Genomic DNA, 15,988 nt, shown 5'->3' with positions numbered 1-15,988 from the left:
CTCCCGCTCCCCGCGTCTAGAACGGGAAGTGCGCCTGCTGCGTGGCGATGGTCACCCAGCGGGTGTTGGAGAACGCCTCCAGGCCCCAGCGGCCGCCGAAGCGCCCGTAGCCGGAGGCCTTGACGCCGCCGAAGGGCGCGTGCGGCTCATCGGCGACGGACTGGTCGTTGATGTGCACGATGCCGGTGCGGATCCGGCGGGCCACGGCCAGCCCGTGCGTGGCGTTCTCGGTGATGACTCCGCAGGTCAGGCCGTTGTCGGTGTCGTTGGCCACGGCGACGGCGGCGCTGTCGTCGGCGAAGGTCTCGATCACGCAGACCGGGCCGAACGCCTCCGCGTAGTAGATGTCCGCGTCCTTCGTGACACCGGTGAGGACGGTCGCCGGGTGCACCGCACCCTCCGGCTCCCCGCCACCGGTGAGGACCGTGGCGCCCTTGGCCACCGCGTCCTTGATGAGCGCGGCGACCCGCTGTGCGGCGGCGGCGCTGACCAGCGGACCGACCACCGTGTGCGGGTGGGCGGGGTCGCCGGCCTGTAGCGAGGCGACCTTCGCGGCGAACTTCTGCGTGAACTCCTCGGCGAGCGACTCGTGTACGAGGATGCGGTCGCCGGACATGCAGATCTGGCCGGAGTTCATGAACACGCTGAAGGTGACGGCGTCGACCGCGTAGTCCACGTCGGCGTCGTCGAGCACGACGACCGCGTTCTTGCCGCCCAACTCCAGTACGGCGGGCTTGAGATGCGTGGCCGCGTGCGTACCGATGATCCGGCCGACGCCGGTGGATCCGGTGAAGTTGACGGCGCGCACCCGCGGGTCGGCTATCAGCACCTCTGCGATCTCGGCCGCGTCCTCACGGGCGTTGGTGACCACGTTCAGCACACCGTCCGGCAGCCCGGCCTCGCGCAGCACATCGGCGACGAGCAGCGCGCACGCGATCGGCGCGTCCTCGCTGGGCTTCACGACGACGGTGTTGCCCGCGGCGAGGGGAGCCGCGACGGCACGTACGCCGAGGATGACGGGCGCATTCCAGGGCGCGAAGGCGGCGACGACTCCGAGCGGTTCGCGGATCGCGAGGCCCAGGGCGCCCGCCTCCTGGGCGCTGAGCACCTCACCGCGCGGAGCGGTGATCGCGGCGGCCGCCTCGCGCAGGATGTTCGCGGCGAGACCCACGTTGAAGTACGCCCACGGGCGGGTACCGCCTGCCTCGTGCGCCATCAACTCGGCCACCTCCTCCCCCCTGGCGTCAAGGAGGTCGGCGGCCTTGAGGAAGATCGCACGGCGCGCGAAGGGCGCGAGCGCGGCCCACTCGGCGAAGGCCGCGTCGGCGGCGTCCACGGCGCGGGCGACATCCTCGGGACCGGCCGCGGCGACGGTCGCGTAGACCTCTCCGGTGTAGGGGTTGATGTCCTCGGCGGTGCGGCCGGAGGCGGCGGGCACGTCCTTGCCGCCGATGAACAGTTCACGGGTGATGGCCATGGCGGGTTCCTTCGGTACGTAGCGACGGCGGTACGCAGTTATCAACAAAATCAGTAGAGAGCTCACGTCGGCAACAGTCGTTCGTCACGTGAAGCCTAATTCACTAACCTACTAGGTAGGATGCTCGGACCGGACCCCGCGAAAGTCAAGGGCATACGCGTCTGCCCCCGGCACCGGGGTGCCGGGGGCAGACGAAGCTGTCGAGCGCCGGGAGACTACGGCTGAATGGCCGGGAGCACCCCGGTGACGGGAGCGACCAGGTCGGTCAGCTGGTGCATCTCGTTGAGGCCCTCGTTCAGACCGTTGAGCCCGGCCAGCTGGCTGGAGACCTTCGGAAGTGCGGCCTGGTACTCCGCGGGAATTTCGCTCACAGCGAGCCGGTCGAGCTCGGTGATGGGGTTCAGCGGCTTCGGCGCCTCGGAGACGGCGGCGTTCGCCATCGGCGCGGCAAGGCCCGTGACACCGACGGCGAGACCAACGGCGGCGACAATACGTCGTGTTGAGATCATGCTTTCAGCAACGGCTCGGGGCCCCGGGCGGACACGGCTGTTCCTCGCCGCTCACCCGTGAGGCTCACAGGTCCTGCTGCGCTTGCCGCGCACCCCGTGGCGGAGGAGTCTCGAAGGAGAGGCCCTTCGCGGCCCGCTCCTCGTTGGGCCGCGGCCTTCCAAGGAGGTCATCATGGGCACCGCGGCAGGCCCCGCCTTCGACACCGAAGCGCTACGCCGGGGCATTGAAGGACACAGCGCGGCAGATCTGCTGTCGCTCTACGCGGACGACGCGGAGCTCCGTGTCGTCGACCACAACACCCAGCCCAGCCATCCGATGGTCAAACACGGTCGCGACGAGATCGCCGGCATGCTCAACGACGTATACAGCCGGGACATGACCCACAAGCTGGAGCGGTGCGTCGTCCAGGGCGACCAGGTCGCCTTCACCGAGTCCTGCCAGTACCCGGACGGCGTGAAAGTACTGGCCAGCTCAATGGTCTCGCTGCGCGACGGCAAGATCGTCGAACACACGTTGCTGCAGGCATGGGACGAGTAGGAAAGACCTGGCCGAAGGTCCGGATCAGATCGAATCTGACCTGGACCTTCTCGGCGAGCGCGGGGATGGGCCGGTCACGGGCGCACCGGAATCGGTGGCCGCGGCCGCTGTCCGCGGCGGGGGTACGGGTATCCGCTTCCGTGCTGCGCTCAGCACTGCACGGAGCACGTACTCCCTCGCCCCGAACACGCCGGAGCCAGCCGCACTGAACTACGCTGGCCGGCGGGCCGTGACTGGCGCTGAGGTGGAGTACCACCGGGGAGCGGTCTGACGAACGGGTCTTTGCCGCGCGCCTGGGCGATCGTGTCAGTGACGCTCAGGAGTGGCTCATGTCCCAGGCCCAGCTCATGGACGGCGCCGGTCTCGCGCGCCGCATCGTCGAGGAGACCGCGAAGCGCGCGGCCGACCTCAAGGACCGCACGGGTGTGTCGCCGTGTCTGGCGACGGTACTGGTCGGCGAGGATCCCGCCTCCGTCACCTACGTCCGGATGAAGCAGAACCGCAGCCGCAAGGCCGGTATCGAGTCACGGCACGTCGCCCTGTCCGCGGGCACCACGACGGCGGAACTGGTCGGCACGCTGGGCGCGCTGTCCGACGACCCCACCGTGCACGGCATCCTGCTCCAGCACCCCGTCGGTCCGCACATCGACGAGCGCGCCGCCTTCGAGGCCATCGCGCCGGAGAAGGACGTCGACGGGGTGACCCTGAGCTCGTACTCGGCGATGAGCTTCGGGCTGCCCGGCTTCGTGTCCTGCACTCCGGGCGGCATCATGCGCCTCCTCGACGAGTACGACGTGGACCCGGCCGGCAAACGCGCCGTCGTCGTGGGCCGCAGCGCGATCCTCGGCAAGCCCGTCGGCATGCTGCTGCTCGGCCGCGACGCGACGGTGACGTACTGCCACTCCCGTACGACCGAGCTGTCCTCGGTCGTACGGGAGGCGGACATCGTGGTGGCCGCCGTGGGGCGACCGCGGCTGATCCGCGGCGAGGACATCAAGCCGGGCGCCGTCGTCATCGACGCGGGCTACAACCCCGGGAACGTCGGCGACGTCGACTTCGACACCGCCCGCGACCGGGCCTCGCTGATCACGCCGGTGCCGGGTGGCGTCGGCCCCATGACGATCGCGGTCCTGCTGGAGCAGACCGTCACGGCGGCGGAACGATCTCGCTAGTGCGGTGAGCCCAAAAGATCCAGATGCGCGCGCAACTCTTGCCCTCGCCCTCCCCGTCGGCCGAACTATGATTCGGCCTCGGGACTCCAAAATCCTTGGAGAGTACGCATGAGTGATGTGAGCACCGGCACCGGCACCGGCAAAGTGGTCGTGAACAGGGCGATGTCGCTGGACGGCTTCATCGCCGGTCCTGGCCACGCGATGGACTGGATCGCCGAGTACCTGACTGCGGACGTGTTCCCGGAGGTCATGGCGGCCACAGGCGCCATGCTCGTCGGCCGGGGCACGTACGAGGTCGCCAAGGGCATGGCCGAACAGGACACCACCTACGACGGGGGTGCACAGTTCGTCCTCACCCACGAGCCTCCCGACGAACCGGACCCCACCGTCACGTTCCTCACCTGTGGAGTTGAGGAAGCCGTCGCCACGGCGCGCAGCGCCGCGGGCGGCAAGAACCTGGAGATCCTCGGTGCCGACGTGGCCGCCCAGTGCCTACAGCTCGGGCTCGTCGACGAGATCCTGGTGTATGTCCTGCCTGTGCTACTCGGCGACGGTGTCCGCTTCTCGCCCCCCAGCCTCGACAAGATCGAGCTGGAGCCATTCAGCAACACCCAGTCGGGTGCCGTCACGATGCTCCGATTCCGCGTGCGAAAGCAGGCGCGGCCCTCAAGCAGCCAGTAGGACTCGGTCAGGTGACCAGCGGTCCTAGGGCGAGTGCTATCTGCGCGGATTGATGCTGGATGGGCGGCACGAGTCGATCCAGGCGATGGCTGCTCGGCTGCCACGAACAGGGCCGGGACGAGCCCGCTACGGAGGATCCCGCCGGAAACAGACGGCACCGCCGGCGCGCTCGACGCGGGCCGGTTTTATTCGGTTGCAGCTCCCCGTGTCCGCCCCTCAGCATGGGCGAGACACCGGGAGCTGCCCGGTGCTCCACGAGAGGAGGCACGACCGTGAACACGACTGTCCTCGGCCTGCCCGCAGACCGCCTCCCTCTCACTTCATGGAGCACCTCCAGCGATGTCTCACGACGATCTCTCGCAACACCCTCAGCACCCGGCATTTCCTGACGCCCTCATCACCGACGCCCACCGCTCCGGCCCGCCGCCGGACGACTTGGGCGACGTCGACGACCGGTTCGTCTTCGACTTCCGTTCCTACGACGACCTCGAGGACGGCCAGCGCTGGTCGACCTGGCTCAGCGTCGAACCCCTCTGCCGCGGCCCCGAGCCGCTCCCGGACTGGGTGGTGACCTCGCAGGGCGCGATCGACACCGAGCTCGGCGTCCTCAAGACCGGCAAGGAGGCCGACGTCCATCTCGTCGAGCGCGCCGACCCGCTCGACGCCGCCGCCGGCGTGGTCATGGCGGCCAAGCGGTACCGCTCTCCAGAGCACCGGACCTTCCACCGCTCCGCGTCCTACACCGAGGGCCGCTCGATGAAGCGCTCGCGTGACGAGCGGGCCGTCAAGCGGAAGAGCACCTTCGGTCGGCAGGTCGCGGCCGGCGAGTGGGCGGTGTCCGAGTGGGGTGCGCTGGTGCGGCTCTGGGAACTCGGGCTGCCGGTTCCCTACCCGGTCCAGATCGACGGCACCGAGATCCTGATGGAGTGGATCACCGTCGTCGACGAGGACGGCACCGTCGGGACCGCCCCCCGGCTCGCCCAGACCCGACCCTCACCCGAGCTGCTGACGGCGTACTTCGAGCAGCTCACCGATGCGCTCGCGACGATGGTGCAGAACGGCCTCGTGCACGGCGACCTCTCGGCGTACAACATCCTCGCCGCGGGCGAGCGGCTGGTCATCATCGACCTGCCGCAGATCGTCGACCTGGTCGGCAACCTCAACGGAATGGGCTTCCTCCAGCGCGACTGCGCCAACATCTGCGCCTGGTTCCGCTCGCGGGGCCTCGACGTCGACGAGCACGCACTGTTCGCGGAACTGATGGCGCACGCCTTCTGACGGGCGGCCAGCCAGTGCTTTGATCGCACAGGTTCGCCGGGTCGTTCAGGCTTCGGTGGCGAGAAGGGCGTCCGCCCCAGCGGACGCCCTTCTCGCTGCCGAAGCGCGCGCGGTCCCCTGGGCAACCTAGGCGGACAGGCGCTCCGGGTTCGGCTCCGCCCGCTCGACCGTGCTGCCCTCCGGGGCCGACGTCGCGGCCGTGGTCCGCCGCTGGGCGATACGCAGCAGGGCAAGGAGGGCGATGAAGCACATGCCGTAGACGGTGAGCAGGACCGAGGACTCGTAGATGTCGGCGGTGCGCCAGGTCACGCCGGCAGCGTCGGTGACGGTGGTGTGCCTGCCGGTGACGAACTCCGAGAAGAACGAGATCGTCGTCGCCGCGTAGAGGAGTACCCCCTGCAGATCACTGACCGTGGTCGACTCCAACTGCGCGGTCGGCAGCGGACCGCGGCTGCGCAGGTAGAGGGCGAAGACCTGCATGAACAGGTAGACGGTGAAGGTCCACCCTAGGAAGTTGCCCAGCGGGACTCCGAAGAATCCGCCGCCGTTCTCCCACACCCAGTGGCCCTCGATGGTCGAGAAAGTGGGGTCCATGGCAAGGTCCCAGGCAGTCATGGCGAACGCGCCGACCACGGGGGTTCCGATGGTGGTCAGCCAGGACGAGTTGCGACGCACATCGCCGAGCAGCACGGTGGCCACGATCCAGGCGAGGTAGCCGGTGGCCAGATAGGCCGGGCCGATGAACCAGGGCACCTGGAAGATCTTGCCGTCGCCGGTGTAGTGGTACTGGCCGAACGGGAAGCCGGTCTGGATGCTGAGGTTCTCCAGGAGGTTGCTGATCACGAGTCCCGCCACGACGAAGACCCCGATCGCGCGCCGGCCGTAGCGTTGCGCCCCGTGCAGGAACACGAAGCCGACCTGCACCACGATCACCAGCATCGTCAGACCGTGAAAGAAGACCGACAGGACCAGACCGAGGAGGACAACGGCGGTGAGGCACAACACCGTGGTGTTCTTGTTCGAACGTTGGATGGCGGTCATCGAGGAACTCCGGCTTCTGTCGGGCGGTCGTGCATGAGCAGGCCGTTGAGGATCAACGTGCTCATCAGCGTGTGGTCGTCGGCGTCGTCGGTCCGGCCCAACATCCGTGCCAGCGGTGCCTGGCCGTACAGGGCCATCGGCTTCGTGACGGCGAAGTGGAACAGGTACCAGGGGATGTCTCGCAGCGTCCCCGCGCGCACGAGCCGGTCGAAGGCCGGCCGGCCCAATTCGTGCAGCGGGCTCATCAGCGTGTAGAGGTGGGCCAGGCGCGGTGAGTCGCGGCCGGCTTCGTAGTCGATGACCCGCGTGAGGTGGGGACGGCGGGCGGCAGCCTGGTGGAAGGCCCGCACGCCGGCGATCAGCAGGGCGAGGTCGTCGACGGGCTGCTCCTTGGCAAGGGCGGCCATGACCTCATCGGTCTCGTCCTGGATGGCGGTTTCCATGACCGCCCGCCAGAAGGCTTCCTTCGATCCGTACCGGTCGTGGATAAAGGTGTGCCCCATGCCGAGGCGCTCGTTGAGCTGCCGTACGGACACCGCCTCGTAGCCCAGTTCCGCGAAGGCCTCCAGGCCACGCTGGTGGATCTCCGCCAGGTCGGGCCGCGGCGCGTCCGCCGGCGGTCTGCCCGGCCCGCGTTGTGTCTGTGCACTCCGCCTGGTTGCCATGGAACCCCCTGCGCTCGGCGAGGCACCATTCACTTTAATCAGGCAGGTGCCTGATTAACAACTCGGGGCGCGTCCCGCCCACCGGCGCTCCAGTCGTGGAGCGCCGGCATGGAGGCAACCTGTCGGGCCCCTCGGTCAGCCGAACTCCGTCGCGGCCCATGACGCCAGCTCGGTCCGGGCCGAGCTCAGCAGACCGGCGGACGGTGCGGTCGCCCCGTTCGTGACCAGCGCGTAGTGCAAGGTCCCCGAGCCGGGAGCCGTGAGCAGGAGGCGGCGGCTTCCCGTGCCGCCCGGTTCGGGGGCCACCGCGATCGGGGTTGTCGTGGTGTACGCGGGTGGAGTGGTCGTCGTGCCGAGGTCGGAGACGACGGTGGTCGCCGAGGTCGGGAAGGACGCCGGGAGATGGAGTTCCGTGGGAGCGCTCGTGCCGTCGGAACGCCAGACCAGCAGGCTGTACTGGCCCGACCCCACGAGCTGGGAGACGTTGGGCAGGGAGCTCGGGACCGGGTTCCAGGTCAGGGTCGTGGAGCCGTCCCGGGAGCGGTCCTCGTAGGTGAAGGCGACCGTCGTACCCGCCGTGGCGCTGGGGTAGACACGGTCCAGCAGGCGGGCGTCCTGGCGCAGTACGGCCGTCCCCGAGTCGTCGAGGCGCACGGCGGAGAGATCCTCGTCGTTCCAGGCGTCGCCGGTGGTCACGACCTTGTCGGGGTTGTCGTTCATCAGCTCGTGGTGGCGGCTGTTGTAGATGTCCCACTGCCACTGACTGCCGGACAGGACCGGGCCGGAGGCAGCCGGGTTCGACCACCAGGTAGAGCCCTTCTGGCGGGAGTCGAGGGCCTGGTACATCGCCTTCAGGACCGTCGGCGCCTTGTCCGCGACCGATCCGGCCAGCGGATGGCCGAACTCGCTGATGATCGCTGTCGTACCGGCGGCCGAGGCCCGGTCGCGTACCGTCCCGAAGTCGGTTACGTACTGGCCGTCTTCCGCCTTGCCCCACATGAAGATGCCCGAGATCGCCTTCTGGTCGTAGAAGTGGGTGTTGAAGACATAGCGCGAGCCCAGCGTGCCCGCGTCGAGCAGGCCGCCCTCCTGCTTCTGGAAGTCGATGTTGGCGTTCCAGAAGAGGTTCGGTTCCACGAAGGCGGGCTTGGCCTGCCAGCCGGCCGCGTCCATCCGGGCCCGGAACTTCGCGTAGAACGGCCAGAGCACGTCGCGTTCCCAAGTGCGGCTCGTCTCACCGGAGTCGTACGTGCCCGCGTGCGGTTCGTTGAAGGGATCGAAGCCGACGACCCCCGCGAACTGGTCGGCGGTGAGGTGCTGTTTGACGTAGGCCATGGTCGCCTGGGCCGTGGTGAGGAAGGCGTCCTGGAGGCCGTACTCGTTGTGCCAGAAGTCGTACGACGCCTGCTTCACGGCCTCGTTCGTGGTGATGTTCTGGCCCCAGAGGATGCAGATCCCGCACGACTCCTGGGGGTAACCCCCGGCATCCACTGCCCACTTGGGGGCGCCGTCGCCGGTGTACCAGCTGCCCGCGTTGAAGAGGTAGCGGGAGTAGAGGTCCTGGTGGAAGTCCGGGTACACGCGGATTCCCGCGTCGAGGAAGGCGCCGATCTGGGCGGTGGCCGCCGCGAGATAGGTGGAATCGACCTGGCCGCGTACGGGTTCGGCCTGCGCCCAGGAGAGCAGGAAGCGTACGGAGTTGCCGCCACCGAGAGCGCGCAGCGCCGTCGCCGACTTCCTGGCGTCGGCGACCGACGCGAAGGGCAGTCCGCTGTTCTCCTCCAGCTTCGTCTCGCCGGAGACGTTGTAGCCGCGCAGTACGACCTCGCGGCCGAGCCCGTCGGTGAAGTGGCCGTCCTCGACGGTGAGGGTGGCGGCCGCGGATTCGTCGAACCAGAGGGAGTCGGGGAGTGGAGCCGCGGCGGCGGGCTGTACGCCCGCCGCCGTGACGAAGCCGGTGAGGAGCACGAGGACGCCGAGCAGACGCGCACGTAACTTCGACATGTTCATTACAGTGCGCGGGCGCATGTCGGACCGTCAACACCCCATGACTCATGAGTAAGCTCCCGGCGCACCCGCCCGGTGTTTCTTGTTTCACCTGCCACCGCGACGCCTTTCGCACCCAGCCGCGACGCCCTCATCACCAGACAGGCGCGCGTCGCGTTCAAACCCCGCGCATGTCACGTTCAGACCCGGCGTTTCACGTTGAGCAGGTACTCCTTCCGGTCGAGCGGATTGAGATCGGTCCGCGGCCGGTCCGGTACCGTCCCGCGGACGACCGGCGCGTAGTGGTCGAAGGCGCACTCCAACTCGCCCTCGCCACGCGTCAATCCGGGTAGCTGCTGCTCCAGTTCATGCACCTTGGCGACCGGGACCCGGCCCTCCAGGACGCTCGTCGCGCCACGCATCTCCGTGGTCTGCGGGGCGGCTCGCTGCTTCGCGAGCACCGGCAGCACGGCACCCAGGGTGTCCGCCGGGGCCTCAAGCCGGAACCGGTGCATCGGCTCGTACACCCGCGTGCCCGCCTCCCGCAGCGCGCTCATCACCACGAGCGGCGTCAGGCCCCGGAAGTCGGCACCCGTGGTGGACATGCTCTTGTCGAAGCCCTGGTGGGCATGGCTCTGCCGTGGCGAGTAGCCGGAATGCGTCATGGTGACCGTGCAGTCGATGACCTGCCATCCGTGGATTCCCTGCTCCAGCGTCTGCCTCACGGTGTCCTCGACCGCCTTGAAGAACGCGTAAGGCATCGCCCCGAGTTCGACCTCAAGGCGGAATTCCACGCCGGAATCGACGGGCGCCGGATCGATGCGCAGTCCGACGGTCGCGAGAAAGGGATGCGAACCCTTTCCGTTGAACTCGACCGCCGTACCGGTGCCGACCAGCCGTTCGATGCACAGGGGTGTTGTCTCACGGAAGAGGACATCAATGCCGAATTCGTCGGCAAGTGTCGCCTGGATGACCTCCTTCTGCACTTCGCCGTAGAGCGACACGGACGTTTCCCCGCGCACTTCGTCCTGACGCAGATTGATCAGCGGGTCCTGCTCGGCGAGTTGGGTGAGCGCGAGATGCAGAGCCCCTTTGTCGTGCGGACGGCTCGGGGCTACCACCGTTTCCAGCGTGGGCGGCGAGAAATAGTGCTCGGCCGCCGACGACTTCCGCGGTACGCCGATGGTGTCGCCGATCCGGATGTCTCCGAGGCCCCAGAGTTTGCCGATCCGCCCCGCGGCCACGGACGTCTCCCGGACGGCTGAACCCCGGTCGAAGACACTGATCGCGGTGACCTTCCCCGCCTCGCCGTCACGGAAGGTCAGCCGGTCGCGCGTCCACAGGTTCCCGGAGAACATACGGGCGTACGCGATCTTCTCCCCCGCGGGTCCGCGCTCGACCTTGAAGACGGTCCCCGACACCGGTCCTTCGACATCTCCCTCACCGGAGGGCAGCAACTCCTTGATCCCGGCGATCAGTTCCGCGATACCGGCGCCCGTCATCGCCGAGCCGAAATACACGGGGTGCACCAACGCCTGCCCGGTCTGCCGGACAAGGGCGGCGCGGAGCCGGTCATCAGGGACACGGCCCTCGACGTACGCGGCAAGCAGGTCGTCGTCGTGCTCGGCGAGCAGGTCGAGCAGTGGCGCCCTGAGCCGGGCGTCGTCGAAGGGAGCGAAGTGGGCGCCGCGCGTGCCCTGTTCGCCGACTTCGCCCATCGGGACGGTCGCGGGAGTGAGCCGCGCGGAGATCCGCTCCAGGACACGCTCGTACTGCGCTCCGGCACGGTCGATCTTGTTCACGAAGACAAGCGTGGGAATCCGCAGCCGCTGAAGCGTCCGCATCAGCACACGGGTCTGCGCCTGTACGCCCTCCACGGCCGAGACGACGAGTACGGCGCCATCGAGCACGCTCAGCACCCGCTCCACCTCGGCGATGAAGTCCGGGTGTCCGGGGGTGTCGATCAGATTGACGGTGACGTCGTCGATCGTGAAGGAGACGACGGCGGATTTGATCGTGATACCGCGCTGCCGCTCCAGCGCGAGGGAATCGGTCTGGGTGCTTCCGTCATCGACGCTGCCGATCTCGTCGATGATCCCGACGGCGTGCAGCAGCCGCTCGGTGAGGCTTGTCTTACCGGCGTCTACGTGCGCCAGAATTCCCAGGTTGAGCATATGCACCGGGTGTCATGTCCTTTGGAGTGGGAGTGATTCCTTCCTGGGCGGACATGAACGAAGTGCGCATTGCTGCTCCTTGATCCCGGCGTAGTGGTCCCGAGCAGTGCAGCAGGTCGCTGTGCGCGACGGCAACGGATTAAAGCTCAGCGGCCGAGCGACTTCGCCTGGAGCGTGGCGATCCTGCCCTGGTCACGGGCCGGATGCGACGCTTGGACCAGCCGCATTCCGATACGTTCACTTCGCGGCGAAGGGAGCCAGCGATGCGTGAGATCCTCCCGGCGCTCAACCGATGGTACGCGGCGGGATCCCCGTTCGGGCTCGCCACCGTGGTCGCCGTCAGCCGCAGTACGCCGCGCGACCCGGGCGCGGCCATGGCCGTGGGCCCCGCCGACGAAGCGGTCGGCAGTGTGTCCGGCGGCTGCGTGGAGGGCGCGGTCTTCGAGCTGGCCCAAGAGGTGGTGGAGTCCGGCGAGGCACTTCTGGAGACCTTCGGGTACAGCGACGAGGACGCGTTCGCCGTGGGGCTGACCTGCGGCGGGGAGATCACGCTCCTCGTACGCCGGGTGACGCGCGAGGAGGATCCCACCTTCGGGGCGGTGGCCGAGTCGGTGGCCGCGGGCCGCCCGGTGACCCTGGCGACGGTGATCGACGGCCCGGCCTCGCGCGGGGCCACGCTCGCGGTGTGGCCCGACGAGGTGGCCGGCTCGCTCGGGTCGACCGGTCTGGACGTGGCGGTCACCGCCGACGCCCGCGGGGAGCTGGCCCAAGGGGCCACCGGACAGCGGCACTACGGCCCGGACGGTGAGCGCCGCGAGGACGCGGTCACCGTCTTCCTGCACTCCTTCGCTCCGCCACCGCGCATGCTGGTCTTCGGCGCGATCGACTACGCCGCCGCCGTGGCCCGCATCGGCGACTTCCTCGGCTACCGCGTCACGGTCTGCGACGCCCGCCCGGTCTTCGCCACCCCGAAGCGGTTCCCGGCGGGCGTCGAGGTCGTCGTCGACTGGCCGCACCGCTACCTCAGCGGTACGACGACGGACTCGCGCACGGTGATCTGCGTCCTCACCCATGACCCGAAGTTCGACGTACCGCTGCTGGAGGAGGCGCTGCGCCGCCCGGCCGCGTACATCGGCGCGATGGGCAGCCGGCGCACGCACGACGACCGGATGAAGCGGCTGGTGGAGGCCGGGCTCGGCGAGAGCGAACTGTCCCGGCTGCGCTCACCGGTCGGGCTCGACCTCGGGGCCCGTACGCCCGAGGAGGTGGCCGTGTCCGTCGCCGCCGAGATCGTGGCGCTGCGGTGGGGCGGCAGCGGGGAGCCGCTCACGGCGACGGGCGGGGCGATTCATCCCCGGCCCGTCGATCCACCACGAGGAGAAGCTCCGTAAGGCGGAGAGCTACGACGTCAGCTGCGCGGGGGCAACCGGTGGAGGCGTACGTCGCCCAGCCGGCCGTCCGTCACCAGCGCCGTCATGTACGTGCAGTGCGGCTGGCGGCGGCGGTCGGTCGGGGAGCCGGGGTTGAGGAGGCGCAGGCCGGTGTCCGTGGTCGTGTCCCAGGGGATGTGGCTGTGGCCGAAGACCAGGACATCGAGGTCGGGGAAGCGCTGGGCGCAGCGGAGCTCGCGGCCCTGAGCGGCGCCCGTCTCGTGGACGACTCCGAGGCGCAGGCCGTCCAGGTCGAGGCGGGCGACTTCGGGGAGGCGGGCGCGCAGGGCCGGCCCGTCGTTGTTGCCGTACACGCCGACGAGCCGGCGGGAGCGGGCCTCCAGGAGGTCGACGGTGTGGGTGTCCACCCAGTCGCCCGCGTGGATGACCACGTCGGCGAGCGGAAGTTCGGCGAGGAGCTGAGCGGGGAGCTCCTTGGCTCGCTTGGGAAGATGGGTGTCGGACATCAGCAGCAGACGCACCCCCTCAGGGTGTCACTCCGCGCGGGGTGTCAGTCGAGGATGATCTCGCTCCACACCTGCTTGCCGCCGCTGACCGGCACCGTCCCCCAAGTCGCCGACATCGCCTCGACGAGGAGGATGCCGCGTCCGCCGGTGGCCTCCCAGCCGATGTTGGTGGGCTTGATCGGGGTACGCGGGGAGTTGTCGGCGACCGCGATTCTGAAGCGGTTGTTGATGAGGGTGAGGTCGAGCCTGATCTGGCCGTCGGTGTGGACGAGGGCGTTGGTGACGAGTTCGGAGACGACGAGGAGTGCGGCGTCCGCGTCGCCGCGCATGCCCCAGCCGCGCAGGGTGCGCCTGGTGAAGCGGCGGGCGTGCCTGACCGCCTCCGGGACACGCCAGACCGTCCAGCTCTCGCGGAGCGGGCGCAGCTCCATGCCGTCGTAGCGCATCAGGAGGAGGGCGACGTCGTCGCCGCGGTTGGCGCCGGCGAGGAGTCGGTCGGCCACGAGTCCGAGGTGGGCGGGGTCGGAGGCGGCCAGTTCTCCTGCGAGCCGGTTCAGACCGTCCTCGATGTCGAGCTCCGCGGACTCGACGAGACCGTCCGTGGTCAGGGCGACGATCGTGCCGGGCTGCAGGCGCAGCGGGCTCATCGGGAAGTCGGCCTGGGTGAGGACGCCGAGCGGTGGGCCGCCCTCGGACCAGGCGATCTCCGTACCGCCGTCCGGGTGGCGCAGCACCGGGGGCAGATGCCCGGCCCGTACGTACCAGGCGAAGCCCTCCTCCATGTCGACGTCGACATAGCAGCAGGTCGCGAAGAGGTCGGTCTCCAGGTCCATGAGGAGCCGGTTGGCGTGCGAGACCACTACGTCCGGGGGGTGTCCTTCGACGGCGTAGGCGCGCAGAGCGGTGCGCATCTGGCCCATGAGGGTCGCGGCCGAGGCGTTGTGTCCCTGGATGTCGCCGATGACGAGGGCGACGTGGTTGTCGGGCAGCGGGATCACGTCGTACCAGTCGCCGCCGACCTCAAGGCCCGAGGTGGTGGGCAGATAGCGGGCGACGGCGACCGCGCCGGGCAGCTTGGGCAGGCGGCGCGGGAGCAGGGTGCGCTGGAGCATACCGATGAGTTCGTGTTCGGCGTCGAAGGCGTGGGCGCGCATCAGGGCCTGTCCGGTGAGGCCCGCGGCCGCGGTGAGCAGGGCGCGCTCGTCGGGACCGAAGTCGTGCGGGGTGTCCCAGCCGATCAGGCAGGCTCCGGCGATGCGGCCGGCGGCGGGCAGCGGCAGGACGGCGAGGCCGCCGGGACCCACGTCGGCGAGGGCGGGCTCCAGGTCCGTCCCGGCGGGCCAGATCGCGGCGCGCCCGTCGCTCAGGGCCGCGGCGAGTGTCGGCATGGCGCGTACGGGCGCGTCGGGCCATTCCGAGCGCCATTCGGCACGCCACAGTTCGGGCCAGGCCTCACGCTCGGGCGGGTCCAGGACGGTGACGATAAGGCGGTCGCCCTCCAGTTCCGCGACGGCGATCCGGTCGGCCCGCAGGGGCTTGCGGAGGGCCGCGACCACGGCCCGGCCCACGTCGCGGACGGTGCCGGCGGTGGCCAGGGCGGCGGCGAGCCGCTGGACGCGGGCGACCTCGTTGCCCCCTGAGCGCAGTTTCGAGGCGTCGGAGACGGTGCCCACGAGCCGTCCGGGGAGGCCCGCGCCGCCGGGCAGGAGGTGCCCGCGCAGGCGCAGCCATTTCTGCTCGCCGGACGGCTGAAGGATCCGGAACTCCAGCTCGCGGTCTCCGATGGACATGTGGTCCGCCTCCACCACGGACATCAGCGAGGGCAGGTCCTCCGGAACGGTCAGCGACAGGAGCGTCTCCACCTTGCCGTCGAAGTCGGCCGGGCTCAGGCCGAAGAGCTCCAGCATCTCCTCGTCGACCTCGACGCGGCCGGTGTCCATGGCGAGGCTGAACGAGCTGGCGGGCAGCTCGTCGGCGTCCGTCTCGGTGGCGGGCGGCGGGCAGACGACCGCCTCGGCGATCAGGGCCAGGCACTCCCGGTCCTCGGGGTCGAAGCCGGCGGCGTTCTCGCTGACGGCGAGCAGACAGCCGTCGTCACGCAGGGGCAGGACGGCCAGCGAGAAGTCCTGGGAGGGCAGTCGCCGGGCGTCGGCGCGGCGGTCGACCTCCTGCGGGCCGAGCCACAGCGGCCGGCCCGAGCGGTGCGCGTCGGCAACCGAGGACCCGCCGGTGACGGGGTAGCCGTCGCGCAGCCCGTACAGCGTTCTCGGCACGCCTGCCGACTCGGCGAGGCGCAGTTCGTCGCCGCTCCGGGTCGGTGAGTAGACCGCGACGACCGTCGCGCCGGTGAAAACGAGGGCCTGTTCGAGTACGCGGCGGAGCCGCTCACGGGGTTCCAGATCGTTTGCGAGCGTTTTGAGGGCAAGTTCGGCGCGCGGCGTTCTCGTTCTGCGTCCCGCAACGTCCTCACTGACCACGTCCGTCATTACAGCGCTTCCGGGGCTCCGGCGCAGCCCCTGTGACCGTTCCGGGCATGTCAGACCTGTGACAAGCCCGCTGCGGGCATGCCA

13 protein-coding genes and 1 riboswitch are annotated in these 15,988 nt (G+C 69.5%); of the genes, 5 read left to right on the top strand and 8 right to left on the bottom strand.

Annotated features, from left to right (window positions below; all coding sequences use genetic code 11):
- Nucleotides 1–16: 16 nt before the first annotated feature.
- Both AB0N66_RS37620 and AB0N66_RS37615 read right to left on the bottom strand, forming a co-directional pair.
- The gene (locus AB0N66_RS37620) at nt 17–1,477 is read right to left on the bottom strand and encodes an aldehyde dehydrogenase family protein (protein ID WP_365443694.1); all 1,461 of its coding nucleotides are present in this window, start codon (nt 1,475–1,477) and stop codon (nt 17–19) included.
- Nucleotides 1,478–1,692: 215 nt separating this feature from the next.
- Nucleotides 1,693–1,986 carry a hypothetical protein gene (locus AB0N66_RS37615; protein WP_365443691.1) on the bottom strand — a complete coding sequence of 98 codons (294 nt, stop codon included), beginning with the start codon at nt 1,984–1,986 and terminating at the stop codon, nt 1,693–1,695.
- A gap of 172 nt (nt 1,987–2,158) precedes the next feature.
- On the opposite strand from AB0N66_RS37615, the gene AB0N66_RS37610 reads away from it, so the two are divergent.
- From AB0N66_RS37610 to AB0N66_RS37595, 4 genes are all read left to right on the top strand, one after another.
- The gene (locus AB0N66_RS37610) at nt 2,159–2,524 is read left to right on the top strand and encodes a nuclear transport factor 2 family protein (protein ID WP_365443687.1); all 366 of its coding nucleotides are present in this window, start codon (nt 2,159–2,161) and stop codon (nt 2,522–2,524) included.
- Between the two features lie 219 nt (nt 2,525–2,743).
- Nucleotides 2,744–2,830: riboswitch (ZMP/ZTP riboswitch) on the top strand.
- 23 nt (nt 2,831–2,853) lie between these two features.
- Complete coding sequence (locus AB0N66_RS37605; RefSeq protein WP_365443684.1) at nt 2,854–3,696, top strand: bifunctional 5,10-methylenetetrahydrofolate dehydrogenase/5,10-methenyltetrahydrofolate cyclohydrolase; 843 nt, start codon at nt 2,854–2,856, stop codon at nt 3,694–3,696.
- A gap of 108 nt (nt 3,697–3,804) precedes the next feature.
- Nucleotides 3,805–4,377 (top strand): dihydrofolate reductase family protein, encoded by a 573-nt coding sequence (locus AB0N66_RS37600; protein WP_365443681.1) that lies wholly within the window; start codon nt 3,805–3,807, stop codon nt 4,375–4,377.
- A gap of 339 nt (nt 4,378–4,716) precedes the next feature.
- Nucleotides 4,717–5,655, top strand: a complete 939-nt coding sequence (locus AB0N66_RS37595; protein ID WP_365443678.1) for an RIO1 family regulatory kinase/ATPase — start codon at nt 4,717–4,719, stop codon at nt 5,653–5,655.
- 126 nt (nt 5,656–5,781) lie between these two features.
- Here AB0N66_RS37595 and AB0N66_RS37590 read toward each other — a convergent pair whose 3' ends face one another.
- The 4 genes from AB0N66_RS37590 to AB0N66_RS37575 all read right to left on the bottom strand — a co-directional run bounded on the left by AB0N66_RS37590 (nt 5,782) and on the right by AB0N66_RS37575 (nt 11,527).
- Nucleotides 5,782–6,696: a carotenoid biosynthesis protein gene (locus AB0N66_RS37590; protein ID WP_365443675.1), complete on the bottom strand. Its 915-nt coding sequence runs from the start codon at nt 6,694–6,696 to the stop codon at nt 5,782–5,784.
- A complete protein-coding gene (locus tag AB0N66_RS37585) occupies nt 6,693–7,361 on the bottom strand; it encodes a TetR/AcrR family transcriptional regulator (protein ID WP_365443672.1) in 669 nt (222 codons plus the stop codon). The genes AB0N66_RS37590 and AB0N66_RS37585 overlap by 4 nt, the downstream gene beginning before the upstream one ends.
- Nucleotides 7,362–7,496: 135 nt before the next feature.
- Entirely contained in the window at nt 7,497–9,371 is a 1,875-nt protein-coding gene (locus AB0N66_RS37580) for a cellulase family glycosylhydrolase (protein WP_365443824.1), read from the bottom strand.
- 176 nt (nt 9,372–9,547) lie between these two features.
- Nucleotides 9,548–11,527 carry a translation factor GTPase family protein gene (locus tag AB0N66_RS37575; RefSeq protein ID WP_365443669.1) on the bottom strand — a complete coding sequence of 660 codons (1,980 nt, stop codon included), beginning with the start codon at nt 11,525–11,527 and terminating at the stop codon, nt 9,548–9,550.
- 257 nt (nt 11,528–11,784) lie between these two features.
- Here AB0N66_RS37575 and AB0N66_RS37570 point away from each other — a divergent pair, with 257 nt between their 5' ends.
- Entirely contained in the window at nt 11,785–12,912 is a 1,128-nt protein-coding gene (locus AB0N66_RS37570; RefSeq protein WP_365443667.1) for an XdhC/CoxI family protein, read from the top strand.
- Between the two features lie 17 nt (nt 12,913–12,929).
- Here AB0N66_RS37570 and AB0N66_RS37565 read toward each other — a convergent pair whose 3' ends face one another.
- Complete coding sequence (locus tag AB0N66_RS37565) at nt 12,930–13,433, bottom strand: metallophosphoesterase (RefSeq protein WP_365443664.1); 504 nt, start codon at nt 13,431–13,433, stop codon at nt 12,930–12,932.
- Between the two features lie 29 nt (nt 13,434–13,462).
- Nucleotides 13,463–15,904, bottom strand: coding sequence for a SpoIIE family protein phosphatase (locus AB0N66_RS37560; RefSeq protein ID WP_365443661.1), 2,442 nt, complete (start codon nt 15,902–15,904; stop codon nt 13,463–13,465).
- Nucleotides 15,905–15,988: the final 84 nt, after the last annotated feature.

This window comes from Streptomyces sp. NPDC093544, from assembly GCF_040683495.1.
Classification (GTDB): Bacteria; Actinomycetota; Actinomycetes; order Streptomycetales; family Streptomycetaceae; genus Streptomyces.
The sequence above is the reverse complement of the archived record's forward strand: the minus strand, read 5'-3'. Positions and strand labels throughout refer to the sequence as shown.

Excerpts from the sequence above, each read along its gene's own strand:
- AB0N66_RS37620 (WP_365443694.1), bottom strand. The coding sequence starts at position 1,477 with ATGGCCATCACCCGTGAACTGTTCATCGGCGGCAAGGACGTGCCCGCC.
- AB0N66_RS37615 (WP_365443691.1), bottom strand. The coding sequence starts at position 1,986 with ATGATCTCAACACGACGTATTGTCGCCGCCGTTGGTCTCGCCGTCGGT.
- AB0N66_RS37610 (WP_365443687.1), top strand. The coding sequence starts at position 2,159 with ATGGGCACCGCGGCAGGCCCCGCCTTCGACACCGAAGCGCTACGCCGG.
- AB0N66_RS37605 (WP_365443684.1), top strand. The coding sequence starts at position 2,854 with ATGTCCCAGGCCCAGCTCATGGACGGCGCCGGTCTCGCGCGCCGCATC.
- AB0N66_RS37600 (WP_365443681.1), top strand. The coding sequence starts at position 3,805 with ATGAGTGATGTGAGCACCGGCACCGGCACCGGCAAAGTGGTCGTGAAC.
- AB0N66_RS37595 (WP_365443678.1), top strand. The coding sequence starts at position 4,717 with ATGTCTCACGACGATCTCTCGCAACACCCTCAGCACCCGGCATTTCCT.
- AB0N66_RS37590 (WP_365443675.1), bottom strand. The coding sequence starts at position 6,696 with ATGACCGCCATCCAACGTTCGAACAAGAACACCACGGTGTTGTGCCTC.
- AB0N66_RS37585 (WP_365443672.1), bottom strand. The coding sequence starts at position 7,361 with ATGGCAACCAGGCGGAGTGCACAGACACAACGCGGGCCGGGCAGACCG.
- AB0N66_RS37580 (WP_365443824.1), bottom strand. The coding sequence starts at position 9,371 with ATGAACATGTCGAAGTTACGTGCGCGTCTGCTCGGCGTCCTCGTGCTC.
- AB0N66_RS37570 (WP_365443667.1), top strand. The coding sequence starts at position 11,785 with ATGCGTGAGATCCTCCCGGCGCTCAACCGATGGTACGCGGCGGGATCC.
- AB0N66_RS37560 (WP_365443661.1), bottom strand. The coding sequence starts at position 15,904 with ATGACGGACGTGGTCAGTGAGGACGTTGCGGGACGCAGAACGAGAACG.